The following is a 14,662-nucleotide window of genomic DNA, read 5'->3' as shown; positions in this document are numbered from 1 at the left end:
GCCGGCCTATTTGTCGAGCGGGATCGCACCCGTCCGGTAGACCGTTCCGCCGCAGGCCTCGGGAAGCGTCGTCCGCGTCGTCGAGGACCCCGGCTGCGGGGTGTGCGAGACCGAGACGCCCGCCGGCACCGGGGGCGCTCCCGTCTGCGGCTCTGTGACCGCCCCGTGCGCCGGGGCGGTCACGCCGCCCGCGGAGGCGGTCTGCGGCGGCTTCCCTCCGGCGTCCGGGTTGGTCGGCGTACAGGCCTCCCCCGACGGGACCCACGCGAAGCGGACCTCGTACGCCGTGTTCGGCGGCAGCACCAGCACCGGAGCCTCCGCCGACGGATCGGGCAGCAGCCCGCTCGCCGGATCCCCCGCCGTGTGGCCGACCACCGCGACCGAGGAGCCCTGGCCGGCCGGCGCACCGGGCGCCGGGGCCGCCGAGACGGCGTCCTGGCCGGTGACGGCGCAGCCCTGCGCCGAGACGTTGGTGACCCGGAAGCTGCCGTACACCTTGCCGTCGGTCTCCGGGGCGCGTGCCGAGCCCACCACTCCGAGCTGGTCCGCGCCGCACCCGGGCACGCCCGGCGCGGCCACCGGGGGCATCGGGCCCGAGCCCGCCACCGAACCGGCCGTGCCGGCGGACGCGCTGCCGGTGCCCGAGGGGCCCGCCGTCAGACCGCCCACGGGGGAACCGCCCAGCGTGGCGTCCGGCTGCCCGGTGGAACCGCCCACGGCCGGCGCGCTGCCGGAGGAACGGTTGGACCTGGGCTGGTTCCCGGATCCGTTCTGGTGCGGGGCGGAGCCGACGGCGCCCGGCTTGTCGCCGGCGCGCTCGCCGTGCCCGGCCATGGCCGCGTGGTCCGTGGCCGCGCCCTCGCCGCCCGCCAGGTGCATGAGGGCCGGGATCGCCGTCCCGGCGAGCAGGGCCACCGCCGCGGCGCCGACCAGGGCGTGGCGCTTGCGGGCCCGGCGCGCGGGGACGGCGTGCCGCAGCCGCTCCAGGGCGTCCGCGGAGGGCTGCAGGCCCTCGACGGCCCCGTGGAACAGGCCCCGCAGCGCCTCTTCCTCGCTCGCTCCGCCCGGCTGAGTGTGGTCGTCCATCATGACTGCGCAGCCTCCATCGCCACCCGCAGCGCGGCAATGCCCCGCGATCCGTACGCCTTGACCGAGCCGAGCGATATCCCGAGCGTCTCGGCGACCTGGGCCTCCGTCATGTCCGCGAAGTAGCGCAGCACCAGCACCTCGCGCTGACGGCGCTGCAGTCCGCGCATCGCCTTGATCAGATCGTCCCGCTCCAGCTGGTCGTACGCGCCCTCTTCGGCACTCGCCATGTCCGGCATCGGCTTCGACAGCAGCTTGAGGCCGAGGATGCGCCGGCGCAGGGCGGAGCGGGAGAGGTTCACGACGGTCTGGCGCAGGTACGCCAGGGTCTTCTCCCGGTCGCGCACCCGGTTCCGGGCCGAGTGCACGCGGATGAACGCCTCCTGGACCACGTCCTCGCAGGAGGCGGTGTCGTCGAGGAGCAGGGCGGCCAGGCCGAGCAGGGAGCGGTAGTGCGCCTGGTAGGTCGCCGTGAGGTGGTCGACGGTGGTCCCGGCCACCACTTCGACGGTCACCTCGGCCATCACCTCGGCCGCTGCCTCCGGCGTCGTCTCCGACGTCACCTCGGCCGGCTCGCTCCGGCTGCTCCCCGCCGCCTCAGCGCTGTCGCGCGGCGGGGGCACGAGACCGCCCGGGATCGGTGCGGCGGTCAGTACGGGCGCCTCGGAGGGCTCCGCCGGCGGGACGGGCACGATCACGGGGAGACCGCCGCCGGACGCACGGAAACCCCGGCGCGACGGGATGGTCCCGAGGTGCGCCGGGAGGAGTGCCGGTTCGAGCAGTGCCTCTGCCACGCCTGTAGGACACGCGTCCCCCCGTCAGGGTTGTACGCGCGAGGCAGCCTCACCAGCCATGTCCCCATTGCCCTCATGCGTACCCGCTCTTCCCGATGTGCCCCGTCTTATCGAGACGGCGGTCGGGCCATCACCTTGATCAAGGGATCAGCACCGATCCTACAAAGCGAATTACGCAAATTCACCTGCGATCAGTTCCGCGATCAGCGTGGCGTTCAGAGCGGCGCCCCTGCGGAGGTTGTCGGCGCACACGAAGAACTCCAGGGCGCGGGGGTCGTCGAGCGAGGCCCGCACCCGCCCCACCCAGGCAGGATCCGTCCCGGCGGCGTCCGCGGGGGTGGGGAACTCCCCCGCCGCGGGATCGTCCACGAGCACCACGCCGGGCGCGGCCTCCAGGATCTCCCGGGCGTGCGGGGCCTCCACCTCGTTCTCGAACCGGGCCCGCACGGTCAGCGAATGCCCGGTGAGCACCGGCACCTGGACGCAGGTCACGGACACCGGGAGCCATTCCAGCTGCAGGATCCGGCGCGTCTCCGCCCGGACCGCCAGCTCGTGCGAGGACCAGCCGTCCTCGCGCAGCTCTCCGGACCAGGGCACGACATTGAGGGCGAGGGGACCGGCGAAGGGGCCCGTGTCCTCGCCCACGGCACGGCGGACGTCCCCGGTCTGCTCCCCGAGGGAGGTCCCGGCGACCAGCGACAGCTGGCGGCGCAGCGTCTCGGAGCCGGGCCGGCCCGCGGCGCTCGCGGCCTGGTACGAGGAGACCACCAGCCCGGTGAGGGCGTATTCGGCGTGCAGGGCGCCCAGGGCCGCGATCATGGCGGCGGTCACGCAGTCCGGGCCGGCGACGATCCCGCGCGGGCGGATCCGTACGGCGTGCCCGTTGACCTCGGGCGCCACGAGCGGGACCTCGGGGTCCGCCCGGAAGGCGGCGGACTGGTCGACGACGACCGTGCCGCGCGCGGTGACCACGGGCGCCCACCGGGCCGAGACCTCGGCCGGGGTCAGGAAGAGTGCGACGTCGCCCGGACCGAAGCCGTCGAAGGCGTCCTCGGTGAGGGCGAGCACCTCGGTCTCCTCCGCGCGGACGGCCAGCGTACGGCCGGCCGAGCGCGCGGAGGCGATCAGGCGGATGTCGCCCCAGACGTCCGCCCGCTGGGACAGGATCTGGAGCAGGACGGAACCGACTGCTCCGGTCGCCCCGACCACGGCGAGTGCCGGGGCGGAGGACCGGGTCGCGGTCATCGTCCGGTGCCTCCGTAGACGACTGCTTCGTCGCTGTCGGAGTCGAGGCCGAAGGCCGTGTGCACGGCGCGGACGGCCTCGTTGACGTCGTCCTGGCGGGTGACGACCGAGATGCGGATCTCGGAGGTGGAGATCAGCTCGATGTTGACGCCCGCGTCGGACAGCGCCTGGAAGAAGGAGGCGGTGACGCCCGGGTTCGTCTTCATGCCGGCGCCGACCAGGGAGATCTTGCCGATCTGGTCGTCGTAGCGCAGGGAGTCGAAGCCGATCGCGCCCTTCGCCTTCTCCAGGGCGTCGATGGCCTTGTGGCCCTCGGTCTTGGGGAGCGTGAAGGAGATGTCGGTGAGGCCCGTCGAGGCCGCCGAGACGTTCTGCACGATCATGTCGATGTTGATCTCGGCGTCCGCGATGGCGCGGAAGATCGCCGCGGCCTCACCCGGCTTGTCCGGGACGCCGACGACCGTGATCTTGGCTTCGGAGACGTCGTGAGCGACTCCGGAGATGATGGCGTGCTCCACCTGCTCGTCCCCTTGCGGATTCTCGTTGCTGACCCAGGTGCCCGGCAGTCCCGAGAAGGACGACCGGACGTGGATCGGGATGTTGTATCGGCGTGCGTACTCGACACAGCGGTGCAGCAGCACCTTGGAACCGGAAGCGGCGAGCTCCAGCATGTCCTCGGAGGAGATCCAGTCGATCTTCTTCGCCTTCTTCACGACGCGGGGGTCCGCGGTGAAGACGCCGTCGACGTCGGTGTAGATCTCGCAGACCTCGGCGTCCAGCGCCGCCGCGAGCGCCACGGCCGTGGTGTCCGAGCCGCCACGGCCGAGGGTGGTGATGTCCTTGGAGTCCGCGGACACGCCCTGGAAGCCGGCGACGATGGCGATGTTGCCCTCGTCCAGCGCGGTGCGGATACGGCCCGGCGTGACATCGATGATGCGCGCTTTGTTGTGGACCGAGTCGGTGATCACGCCTGCCTGGCTACCGGTGAACGACTGGGCCTCGTGGCCCAGGTTTTTGATCGCCATGGCCAGCAGAGCCATGGAGATCCGCTCTCCGGCGGTCAGCAGCATGTCGAATTCGCGCCCGGCAGGCATGGGAGAAACCTGCTCGGCGAGATCGATCAGCTCGTCCGTCGTGTCGCCCATCGCGGATACCACGACGACCACCTGGTGGCCGTTCTTCTTGGCATCCACGATCCGCTTGGCGACACGCTTGATGCCCTCGGCATCGGCTACGGAGGAGCCTCCGTACTTCTGCACGACAAGGCCCACGTGCGCTCCTCGCTCAGTCCGTCTCATTTGCTGGTGCAGTCTAACGAGCGACCGGGATCCGACCGCTTCGTACCACATCATGAGACGAAAAGATCAAAGAATGGGTTCCCGCGCCGGGCGCTCACTTGCGGCCGAGGCCGCCGAGCTCCTCCGCCATCACCCGTCCCGCCTGCTCCGCGAGATCGTCCTCGGTCATGTCCTCGTCCGTGTCCAGGCCGTCCAGGGCCTCGAGCGGCTGGTTCAGCCGGACGTGCGAGATCAGCGACTGGAGGGCGCGCAGGGTGGCCGAGGCCGTCGGGCCCCAGTTGGTGAAGTACGAGAACTGCCACCACCACAGCGCCTCGGTGATGCGGCCCGACTGGTGGTGGATGAGCCCGTGCCGCAGGTCGGCGACCACGTCGGCCAGGTCGTCGGAGATCCGGTGGGCCACCGGGGCCTTGCGCGGCTCGTACGGGTCGAAGACCTCGGAGTAGACGTCGACCGGCTCCAGCATGACCGCGAACCGCTCGCGCAGGTCGTCCACGTCCGGCTCCGGGCCGAGATCGGGCTCGTACCGCTCGTCCGGCAGCACGTCCTGGTACGCGCCCAGCCGGCCGCCCGCCAGCAGCAGCTGGGACACCTCCAGGAGGAGGAAGGGCACCGCGCTGTCCGGGTCCTCGCCCTTGGCGACCTCGGTGACCGCAACGATGAACGACTCGATCTGGTCCGCGATCGAGGCGGCGAAGTCGTCCGGATCCTGGCCGAGAGCGTGCAGCATTGCGTCAGACATCGAGAAGTCGCCTTCCTTCAAAGGCCCGCCCGAGCGTGACCTCGTCCGCGTACTCCAGATCTCCCCCGACGGGGAGCCCGCTGGCCAGGCGGGTGACCTTGAGGCCCATGGGCTTGATCATGCGGGCGAGGTAGGTGGCGGTCGCCTCGCCCTCCAGGTTCGGGTCGGTGGCGAGGATCAGCTCGGTCACCTCGCCGTCCGCCAGGCGCGCCAGCAGCTCGCGGATGCGCAGGTCGTCCGGGCCGACGCCCTCGATCGGGCTGATCGCACCGCCGAGGACGTGGTACTTGCCCCGGAACTCACGCGTCCGCTCGATCGCGACGACGTCCTTCGGTTCCTCGACGACACAGATGACCGTGAGGTCGCGGCGCGGATCGCGGCAGATGTTGCACCGCTCCTCCTGCGCCACGTTCCCGCACACCGCGCAGAACCGGACCTTGTCCTTGACCTCCAGCAGCGCGTGCGCGAGGCGGCGGACGTCGGTGGGCTCGGCCTGCAGGATGTGGAAGGCGATCCGCTGCGCGCTCTTGGGCCCGACGCCGGGCAGCCTGCCCAGTTCGTCGATCAGGTCCTGAACCACGCCTTCGTACAACGGACTGCCTTCTCTCTGTGTGGGGGTACTGCGGGACTAGAACGGAAGGCCGGGGATGCCGCTGCCGCCGCCCAGTCCCTGGGCCAGGGGGCCCAGCTTCTGCTGCTGGAGCGCCTGGGCATTCTCGTTGGCGGCCTGGACCGCCGCCACCACCAGGTCGGCCAGCGTCTCCGTGTCCTCGGGATCCACGGCCTTCGGGTCGATCACCAGCGCCCGCAGCTCTCCGGAACCGGTGACGGTCGCCTTCACCAGGCCCCCGCCCGCCTGGCCCTCGACCTCGGCCTGCGCCAGCTCCTCCTGGGCGGCCGCGAGATCCTGCTGCATCTTCTGGGCCTGCTGGAGCAGCTGCTGCATGTTGGGCTGGCCACCACCGGGAATCACAGGACACTCACTCCGTTCGTCGGGACCGTCGGGCCGTCGGGACCTCGCAACGCTTGGTCAATCCGAGCCTACGTGCTCCCCGCGCGCTGCGCCCTACGCCGTGAGGACCAACTCTTTCGAGTGAGAGACGAGGCCTACGCGTACCTGATGGAGACCTCCTTGCGGGCGGAAATCCCGGGATTCGGCGCCCATCGCCCGTCAATCGAAGGTAGGAAGAGCATGCGCATCATTGCGCACACGCGCACCACCACACGTCAGCGCAGGCAGAGGGAGTGCCGGGTGAGCCAGCCGGAGATGCAGCCCGAGGGGCCACCCCGGGATCCCCGGGAGGAAGGCGGCGGACCGATGGCGGCGGGCGATCTGACCGGCCGGCCGTTCCCCCTCGGGGACTGGGGCGAACCCGCGGAGCGGCTCGACGAGCTCTACCGGCGGGTCGAGGCCGATGCGCTGCGCACCGCCGAGTGGTACCTGTCGGACCGGGCGTGGAAGCGCCGGGGCGCGCGGGTGCTGCGCGTCGGCGCGGCCGTGGGCGCCGTCACCGGCGCCGCGATGCCGCTGCTGGAGCTGACAGGCTCGGCGCCGGGCGCCTCTACGTACGGGTACCTGGCGCTGCTGCTGGGCGCGGCCGCGCTGGCCTGCGACCGGTTCTTCGGACTGACGTCCGGCTGGATGCGGGACGTGGCCACGGCCCAGGCGGTGCAGCGGCGGCTCCAGACCCTCCAGTTCGACTGGGCGTCGGAGAACGTGCGCGAGGTGCTCGGGCCCACGGAGGGCACGGCCAGCGAGGCCGCCGAGCGGTGCCTGACCGTGCTGCGGCGCTTCTCGGAGGACGTGACGGAGCTGGTGCGCTCCGAGACGGCGGAGTGGATGGTGGAGTTCAGCTCCGGCCCCGCCCCCCTGGTGATGCAGTCCTTGGGCGCCTCCGGCGTCCGCGCGGACGCGAACATCCCCCCGGCCCGCTTCCCCCTCCCCCCGGGCACCCGCCCGAACATGCCCCGCCAGCGTCCCCCGGAACAGCCCCGCTGAGGGCCGCACGATCCAGCCCGGCCGGACAGGATCCAGCCCCGCCGGCGTTCGAGGCGTGGGGGTCCCCCCGGACGGAGTCTGGGGGAGGGTTCGGGGCGGAGCCCCGGGAGGCGGAGAACGGGCGGGGCGGGGACGGCTCCGCGCAGCGGCACCGCACCCGCACCCACCCCGCCCCCACCGCGTCCGGCCCGGCGTCAGCTGAAGATGATCATCGAGCCCTGCCCGAGACTGCGGGTCGCCGCCGCGTGCAGCCCGAGCCACACGTGCCGCTCACGCGCAAAGGGACTGTCGTCGTACGGGATCGGCCCCGCCGGCTCCTCCAGCGACGTCGGCCGCCCCGGCGGAGCCGGCGCGGCGGGCGGGTTCCCCGGGTCTATCCCGATCGCGGGGGCCACGAACGCCAGCTCCCGCAGCAACCCCTGCGCGGACCCCAGCGGACCACCCCCGGCCAGCAGCTCCTCGTTCGCCAGCGGGGCCGCGAAGTCCACCGGCACGTACGCGCCCGCGTGGTCGTAGTGCCACACCAGGTGCGACTGCTGCGCCGTGGGCTCGAACATCTCCAGCAGCTGCTCGTAGTCCCCGCCCAGCTCGTCCACCGGGGTCACCGGCAGCCCGCAGAGCTGGAGCAGGTACGCCCGCCTGAGGAAATGCAGGGCGTCGTAGTCGAAGCCGGCGACCGGGGCGACGTCCCCGCTCAGGCCCGGCATGTACGCGAACACGGGCACGGACGGCAGTCCGGCCTCGCCCAGCGCCTTGTCGTACGAGGCGATCTCTTCCGCGAAGGGGTTGTCGGGGCTGTGGCACAGCACGTCGACAAGGGGGACCAGCCACAGGTCACAGGCCACACGGCCTCCGATCAGTCGTTGTCGCCGATCCGGCCAGCGTAGTGCGCCGAACACCCTCCGCGAAGGGGTGCGCAGAACCTGTGAGCACGCGGGGCGCCTTGGGGCCCTCAGATCCGGGCGGCCCAGTCCAGTGCGTGCTGGTTGTAGCCCTGCACGATGAGGCGCACGGCGTCGGCGTCGGCCAGCGTCACCGCGTCCACCAGATCGCTGTGCCCGTCCCACAGCGCCTCCCGCAGCTGCGGCTCGCGCTGGAGGTGGGGGACGGCGAAGACCCAGCACTGGACGCGGATGCGGTGCAGGAAATCGGAGATGTAGGTGTTGGCGACCAGCTCGCTGAGCTCCCGCCAGAAGCGCAGGTCGTAGCCGATCAGCACTTCGAGCGAACCGCTCTGTGCGGCCCGCCGCGCCTCTTCGCCCCGGCGGCGTACCGACACCAGCATCTCGCCGGAGCCGGGCGCGGTACCGCGCTCGGCGAGCCGGCGGAAGATGCCGTCCACGACCAGCGAGCGGGCCTCGATCATTCCCCTGAAGTCGTCCACGGTGAGGATCCGGACCCGGAAGCCCCGGTGCTGGACCAGTTCGAGCAGCCCCTGGGCCGAGAGGTCCACGAGCGCCTCGCGCACCGGGGTCGCGGAGACCTCGTACTGCTCGGCGATCTGCTTGACGGTGAACTCGGTCCCCGGAGGCAGGCGTCCCGCGAGCACCTCGTCACGCAGCGCGTCCGCGATCTGCTGGCGAAGTGTGTTGCGGGTGACAGCTCCGCTGCCTGGCATAGGGGTCCGTCTCCTGTCGTAGGACTCCGGACACCATAGGCCAGACAGCGCGGCCGAAACCGAGCGGTTGCTAATCGATATGCGGAGGTACAACCCGTTATACGGTGTGCCGGTCGGCGACCGTCAGCGCCTCGTCCAGCAGGGCCAGCCCCTCCTTCGCCTCCGCCTCCGAGATGGTGCACGGGGGGACGACGTGGGTGCGGTTCATGTTGACGAACGGCCACAGGCCGGACGCCTTGCAGGCCGCGGCGAATTCGGCCATCGGCGCGTTGTCCGCGCCGGCCGCGTTGTACGGGACGAGCGGCTCGCGCGTCGCCTTGTCCCGTACGAGTTCCAGGGCCCAGAAGGTGCCCAGGCCGCGGACCTCGCCGACCGAGGGGTGCCGCTCGGCGATCTCGGCGAGCGCCGGTCCGATCACGTTCTCGCCGAGGTGGGCGGCGTGCTCGACGATGCCCTCCTCCTCCATGACGTTGATCGTCGCGACGGCCGCGGCGCAGGCCAGGGGGTGGCCGGAGTACGTCAGTCCGCCCGGGTAGGGGCGCGTGGCGAAGGTCTCGGCGATGGCGGCCGAGATGGCCACGCCGCCGAGCGGCACATACCCGCTGTTCACGCCCTTGGCGAAGGTGATCAGGTCGGGGGTGACGTCCCAGTGGTCGGCCGCGAACCACTTGCCGGTGCGGCCGAAGCCCGCCATCACCTCGTCCAGGATGAAGACGATGCCGTGGCGGTCGCAGAGCTCGCGCACGCCCGCGAGGTAGCCGGGCGGCGGGGTCATGATGCCGGCGGTGCCGGGCACGCTCTCCAGGATGATCGCCGCGATGGTCTGCGGCCCCTCGAAGGCGATGGTGTCGGCGAGGTGGGCGAGGGCGCGGGCGCACTCCTCGGCCTCGGTGGTGGCGTGGAACGCGGAGCGGTAGAGGTACGGGCCCCAGAAGTGCACGACGCCGGCGGCGGCCGTGTCGGAGGGCCAGCGGCGCGGGTCGCCGGTCAGGTTGATCGCGGCGGCGGTGGCCCCGTGGTACGAGCGGTAGGTGGACAGCACCTTCTGCCGGCCCGTGTGCAGGCGGGCCATGCGGACGGCGTTCTCGACGGCCTCGGCGCCGCCGTTGGTGAAGAAGATCTTGTCCAGGTCGCCGGGGGTCCGCTCGGCGATGAGGCGTGCGGCCTCGGAGCGGACGTCGACGGCGAAGCCGGGGGCGAGGGTGCACAGCCGGCCGGCCTGCTCCTGGATCGCGGCGACGACCTTGGGGTGCTGGTGGCCGATGTTGGTGTTGACCAGCTGGGAGGAGAAGTCGAGGAAGCGCTTGCCGTCGTAGTCCCAGAAGTACGACCCCTCGGCCCCGGCGACGGCGAGCGGGTCGATCAGGGCCTGGGCGGACCAGGAATGGAAGACGTGCTTCCGGTCTGCGTCCTTCACAGCGGCAAGGGTGGGGGAGGTGACATGAGGGGTCATGACGTCACGCTAGAAGTGCGCAGGTGGGGAGGGATATCGGCGGACTGTATGCGGGTGGGGGGCCGGTCTCGGCAGTCTGTCGGCCCGTCCGCCCGCCCGGGTGTGCCGGTGAAATGATTGACAGCATCCTGTCGAGATGACAGTCTCTTGTCATAAGGGCTCGCCAGACGAGCCCGACCGGAGCAGCCGGATTCGACGCTGGAGGCGACCACCATGAGCGAGACCCCGCGCAAGCCCGTCCACCTCGCGGTCTACGACACGTACGCGGACTGGGAGACCGGACACACCACCGCGCACCTCACCCAGCGCGGCCACGTCGTCCACACGGTCGGCCTCGCCGCCGACCAGCCGGTCACCACCATGGGCGGCGTCCGCATCCTGCCCGACCAGGCCCTGGCCGACCTGCGCCCGGAGGACTCCTCGCTGCTGATCCTCACCGGCGCCTCGCTGTGGGACACGGGCGAGGAGCTGGCACCGTTCGCGGCGAAGGCGAAGGAGTTCCTGGCAGCCGGCGTACCGGTCGCGGCCATCTGCGGAGCCACCGCCGGCCTCGCCCGCGCGGGCCTGCTCGACGGCCGGGCCCACACCAGCGCAGCCTCCTTCTACCTGGCCCCGCAGCCGGGCTACGGGGGCGCCGAGCACTACGTCGAGGCCGACGCGGTGACCGACGGCGACCTGATCACGGCGGGGCCGACGGAACCGGTGGCCTTCGCCCGCGAGGTCTTCGCCCGCCTCGACGCCTACAAGCCGGACGTCCTGGACGCGTGGTACCGGCTCTTCCACGACTCCGACGCGAGCGCGTTCCCGGTCCTGATGGCGGCCGCGGAGGCCGGCGATGCCTGAGGCGCAGCCGCCCGGCTCCACCCGGGCCCGCCAGGACCTGCTGAGCCGCACGGCGCTCGGGGTGTTCCGGCTGAACGGCCAGTTCCTCTCCGTCTCGGAGGAGCTGGCCCGGCCGGCCGGGCTGACGGCCGCCTGGTGGCAGGTACTGGGGGCGGTGCTGCGGGAGCCGCAGTCCGTCGCGGGCATCGCCCGGACCATGGGGATCACCCGGCAGAGCGTGCAGCGCATCGCGGACCTGCTGGTCGCCAAGGGCCTGGCCGAATACGCCCCGAACCCCGCCCACCGCCGGGCGAAGCTGCTGCGCCCGACCCAGGAGGGGCACGCGGCGGTGGCCCGCATCGGCCCGGGCCACGCCTCCCTGGCCACCCGCCTCGCGGCGGAACTGGGTGACACCGCCTTCGCGGAAACGGTCCACGTCCTGGAACGCCTGACCCGGGCCCTGGACACCCTGTCCGCATCCCCGCATCCAGCCCCGCCGGCGTTTGAGGCGCGGGGTCCGGGGCGGAGCCCCGATCTTTGAGCCCCGCCACACAATCCAGCGGTGCCGCAGGCAAATCCAGCCCCGCCGGCGTTTGAGGCGCGGGGTCCCCGCCCCCCGGACGGAGTCTGGGGGAGGGTCCGGGGGCGGAGCCCGAGCTCTGAGCCCCGCCGGCCGAAGCCCGGGGCGGAGCCCAGGCGGCGGAGCCCAGGCGGGAGCAACCGCCCGGCACCCCCAACCGTCCTTCCCTGCGGAGCCGTTCGGCCAGTGCTCGGCACGGGAGGGACCCCGGCATGGAACACCTGCATCCACACGATCCCCACCACATCGGCCCCTACCGCCTGCTCTCCCGCCTGGGCGCCGGCGGCATGGGCCAGGTCTACCTCGCCCGCTCCGACCGCGGCCGCACCGTCGCCGTGAAACTGGTCCACCACGACCTCGCCACCCGCGAGGAGTTCCGCATCCGCTTCCGCCACGAGGTCGCCGCCGCCAGGCGGGTCGGTGGCGAATGGACCGCGCCCGTCCTCGACGCCGACACCGAGGCCGCGACCCCCTGGGTGGCCACCGGCTACGTCGCCGGGCCGAGCCTGCGCGAGGTCGTGGCCCGCGACTTCGGCCCGCTGCCCGGCCGTTCCGTACGGATCCTGGCCGCGGGCCTCGCGTACGCCCTCCAGGACATCCACCGGGCCGGCATCGTCCACCGCGACCTGAAACCCTCGAACGTCCTGGTCACCCTCGACGGTCCGCGCGTCATCGACTTCGGCATCGCCCGCGCCCCGGCGGAGCCCGGCGACACGGCCGGCGGCGGCCTGACCCGCGTCGGCGAACTCATCGGCTCCCCCGGCTTCATGGCGCCCGAGCAGATCCGCGGCGAGCCCGTGACCGCTGCCTGCGACATCTTCTGCCTCGGCGTGGTCCTGGTGTACGCGGCCACTGGCCGGCTGCCCTTCGGCGACGCGGAGCAGCCCGGCGGCCTGGCGGGGCTGCTGCTCCGCAGCACGGAGGCGCAGCCGGACCTGGCCGGCGTACCGACCGAGCTGCACGAGCTCGTACGGGACTGCCTCCACCGGGATCCCGCCGCGCGGCCGGGGCCGGCCGAGGTGCTGGCGCGGGTCGGCGCGGGTGACACCGTGGCCGACGGGAGGGCGCTGGAGCCCTGGCTTCCGGCCCCCTTGGTGGCCCGGCTCGGGCGGCACGCCGTACAGCTGCTGGACCGCGAGGACGCCGGTCCGGACCGGCCGCCCGCCACCGCCACCGCCCCTGCGCCGATGCCGATGCCGTCCGCGTACTCCTCGTACGCGCCGGTGGGGGCGGAGCCGGCGCCCCGCCCCTGGACCGCGTCGACCGCCCTGCTCCTGGCGGTGGCCACGGTCGTCGCCGTCCTGTCCGCCGGCACGGTGTACGCGGTGATGAGCGGGGCCGAGGACCCCCGGCCGCCCGTCGGCGGTGCCCGTACCCCGAGCGCGCCGCCGCCCGCGTCCCCCTCCGGCTCGGCATCGGCATCGGCATCCGCTTCCGGAGCCGCGGCCGGGCCCGGGCCCGGTTCCGTCGCCTCGGCCGCCGGACTGCCCGAGGCGTACCTCGGCACCTGGTACGCCACCCACGGCAGCCAGACCTGGCGGCTCGCCCTCACCCGCGGTGCGGTCGGCGATCCGGTGATGTCCCTCGCCGTCGAGGCCCCCGGCTTCGCCTGCGCCTGGACTGCGCCCCTGCGCCACGCCCCCGATCCCGTGGAGCTCGACGCCTCCACCGTCACCTCCGGCACCCCGCCGACCTGCACCCCGGGCGGCTGGAGCCGACTCCGGCTGCTGCCCGACGGGACCCTCCAGCGGGAGCTGGTGGGCAGTGACAACCCACCGCTCAGCTACCGCAGGAAGTGACGGAACAGCCGATTGTGTCGAGGTCAATAAGCCTGCAAGCAAAGCTTGTTGCGTGTAACGGGGCTGTCGGACACTGCGGCACATGGAGCCGTTGACGGTAGTGGCACAACTGTGGGAGCGGATCGAGGCACGCGACTGGGACGGCGTGGCCGGGCTCATCGCCGAGGACGCGGTCATCGAATGGCCCGTGAGCGGTGAACGCATCGTGGGACGCGCCAACTTCATAGCCGTGAACAGCGACGACGGCTACGCGGACGAGAGGTCGGTGGAACTGCTGCGGATCCTGGCCGACGGCGACCTCGTCGTCACCGAGGTGGAGATACCTCAGGACCACGTCGTCTACCGGGCCGTCTCCCTGTGGACCGTGCGGGACGGCGAGATCGTGGAGGCGAGGGAGTACTGGACCAGCCCCGGCCAGGACCCCGCGCCGCGCTGGCGGGCGGGCTATGTCGAACCCCTGGTCGCGGACTGAGCGGCCTGTTCACCTGTGGCTGGTGAGGGGGTGGGGGTTGGGGAGGAGAGGTGAGGGGTGAGGGGTGAGGGGTGGCGGGGCAGCCCTCAGGCCCCTCCCAGCCGGTCCAGGTCCGCACTGATGGCGGCCCGCAGCGCGTCGTGGCGGGGGCCCAGCGCGTGCTGCTCACCGCGCCAGCACTCCTCCTCGTACAGCCACACGGGCAGCCGGACGCGGTCGGCGGGCTCCCAGTCGTAGCGGGGCCAGATGTGGGCGTGGAGATACGGGTCGGTGTTGCCGAGGATCTCGATGTTCACGCGGCGGAAGGCCGGGTCGAGCCGCGAGCAGGCCCGCTCGACGGCCTCGGCGAGCCGCTCCAGGTCGCCGAGGTACGCGGCCCTGCGCGCCCGGGGCAGGTCGGAGAGCCGGGTCACGGCCGGGTCGTCGGTCAGGAGTACCGAGTACCCGGGCAGGAACTGCCGGTCGCCGATGACGGCGAAGCCGGAGTCGAGGCGGCGCAGGACGGTCGGGTTCTCGCCCCGGTGTGCGCTTCCGATGCGGTCGTGCCGCCAGTCGTCGTCGATCACGACTGAACCCTAACCACATGTCTTTTCAAGGGTGTTCGCCGTTGTCCGTGACTCTCAGGTAGCCCCTGTCATACCTGAGAGCTACGTGCAGACACGGCTCCATGGCGGGACGCCGACCACGGGCCCGGATTTCTAACTTCGGTAGCAGAGAAGAGCACTGACGGCTCTTCCGGACGACCGGGGGAACA

16 protein-coding genes are annotated in these 14,662 nt (G+C 72.3%); 5 read left to right on the top strand and 11 right to left on the bottom strand.

The window, feature by feature from the left end; translation table 11 throughout:
* Positions 1-6: 6 nt before the first annotated feature.
* From OG472_RS24460 to OG472_RS24430, 7 genes are all read right to left on the bottom strand, one after another.
* Complete coding sequence (locus OG472_RS24460) at positions 7-1,089, bottom strand: hypothetical protein (protein ID WP_401611070.1); 1,083 nt, start codon at positions 1,087-1,089, stop codon at positions 7-9.
* Complete coding sequence (locus tag OG472_RS24455) at positions 1,086-1,829, bottom strand: SigE family RNA polymerase sigma factor (RefSeq protein ID WP_405943206.1); 744 nt, start codon at positions 1,827-1,829, stop codon at positions 1,086-1,088. Before OG472_RS24455 ends, OG472_RS24460 begins: the two co-directional genes overlap by 4 nt.
* A gap of 222 nt (positions 1,830-2,051) precedes the next feature.
* Positions 2,052-3,125 (bottom strand): aspartate-semialdehyde dehydrogenase, encoded by a 1,074-nt coding sequence (locus OG472_RS24450; protein WP_401611072.1) that lies wholly within the window; start codon positions 3,123-3,125, stop codon positions 2,052-2,054.
* Complete coding sequence (locus OG472_RS24445; RefSeq protein WP_319722162.1) at positions 3,122-4,396, bottom strand: aspartate kinase; 1,275 nt, start codon at positions 4,394-4,396, stop codon at positions 3,122-3,124. Before OG472_RS24445 ends, OG472_RS24450 begins: the two co-directional genes overlap by 4 nt.
* Positions 4,397-4,517: 121 nt before the next feature.
* Positions 4,518-5,165, bottom strand: a complete 648-nt coding sequence (locus OG472_RS24440) for a DUF5063 domain-containing protein (RefSeq protein ID WP_327415353.1) — start codon at positions 5,163-5,165, stop codon at positions 4,518-4,520.
* Complete coding sequence (recR, locus tag OG472_RS24435) at positions 5,158-5,757, bottom strand: recombination mediator RecR (RefSeq protein ID WP_030709293.1); 600 nt, start codon at positions 5,755-5,757, stop codon at positions 5,158-5,160. The genes OG472_RS24440 and recR overlap by 8 nt, the downstream gene beginning before the upstream one ends.
* Before the next feature lie 36 nt (positions 5,758-5,793).
* On the bottom strand, positions 5,794-6,138 hold the full coding sequence (locus OG472_RS24430; RefSeq protein ID WP_078892798.1) for a YbaB/EbfC family nucleoid-associated protein: 345 nt from the start codon (positions 6,136-6,138) through the stop codon (positions 5,794-5,796).
* A gap of 279 nt (positions 6,139-6,417) precedes the next feature.
* On the opposite strand from OG472_RS24430, the gene OG472_RS24425 reads away from it, so the two are divergent.
* Positions 6,418-7,164: an SLATT domain-containing protein gene (locus tag OG472_RS24425; RefSeq protein WP_383566976.1), complete on the top strand. Its 747-nt coding sequence runs from the start codon at positions 6,418-6,420 to the stop codon at positions 7,162-7,164.
* Positions 7,165-7,358: 194 nt separating this feature from the next.
* Here OG472_RS24425 and OG472_RS24420 read toward each other — a convergent pair whose 3' ends face one another.
* The 3 genes from OG472_RS24420 to OG472_RS24410 form a co-directional block, all read right to left on the bottom strand.
* Complete coding sequence (locus OG472_RS24420) at positions 7,359-8,009, bottom strand: hypothetical protein (protein ID WP_319733147.1); 651 nt, start codon at positions 8,007-8,009, stop codon at positions 7,359-7,361.
* Positions 8,010-8,116: 107 nt separating this feature from the next.
* Positions 8,117-8,782: a GntR family transcriptional regulator gene (locus OG472_RS24415; RefSeq protein WP_401611074.1), complete on the bottom strand. Its 666-nt coding sequence runs from the start codon at positions 8,780-8,782 to the stop codon at positions 8,117-8,119.
* A 97-nt stretch (positions 8,783-8,879) separates the two neighbouring features.
* On the bottom strand, positions 8,880-10,235 hold the full coding sequence (locus tag OG472_RS24410) for an aspartate aminotransferase family protein (protein WP_401611076.1): 1,356 nt from the start codon (positions 10,233-10,235) through the stop codon (positions 8,880-8,882).
* Between the two features lie 213 nt (positions 10,236-10,448).
* Between OG472_RS24410 and OG472_RS24405 the strand changes: the two genes are divergently transcribed.
* From OG472_RS24405 to OG472_RS24390, 4 genes are all read left to right on the top strand, one after another.
* Positions 10,449-11,078 (top strand): DJ-1/PfpI family protein, encoded by a 630-nt coding sequence (locus tag OG472_RS24405; RefSeq protein ID WP_405831259.1) that lies wholly within the window; start codon positions 10,449-10,451, stop codon positions 11,076-11,078.
* Positions 11,071-11,598, top strand: a complete 528-nt coding sequence (locus OG472_RS24400; protein ID WP_405831257.1) for a MarR family winged helix-turn-helix transcriptional regulator — start codon at positions 11,071-11,073, stop codon at positions 11,596-11,598. Before OG472_RS24405 ends, OG472_RS24400 begins: the two co-directional genes overlap by 8 nt.
* Before the next feature lie 251 nt (positions 11,599-11,849).
* Entirely contained in the window at positions 11,850-13,436 is a 1,587-nt protein-coding gene (locus tag OG472_RS24395) for a serine/threonine-protein kinase (RefSeq protein WP_405831255.1), read from the top strand.
* Positions 13,437-13,518: 82 nt separating this feature from the next.
* Positions 13,519-13,908: a nuclear transport factor 2 family protein gene (locus tag OG472_RS24390; protein ID WP_401611081.1), complete on the top strand. Its 390-nt coding sequence runs from the start codon at positions 13,519-13,521 to the stop codon at positions 13,906-13,908.
* Positions 13,909-13,994: 86 nt separating this feature from the next.
* Here the strand turns inward: OG472_RS24390 and OG472_RS24385 are convergent, their stop codons facing one another.
* On the bottom strand, positions 13,995-14,471 hold the full coding sequence (locus OG472_RS24385; RefSeq protein ID WP_405834920.1) for an HIT family protein: 477 nt from the start codon (positions 14,469-14,471) through the stop codon (positions 13,995-13,997).
* Between the last annotated feature and the right edge of the window lie 191 nt (positions 14,472-14,662).

It is taken from the genome of Streptomyces sp. NBC_00207 (assembly GCF_045160965.1).
Taxonomy (GTDB): domain Bacteria; phylum Actinomycetota; class Actinomycetes; order Streptomycetales; family Streptomycetaceae; genus Streptomyces.
Note: the sequence above shows the minus strand (reverse complement) of the source record. Positions and strands in the feature narration are given on the sequence as shown.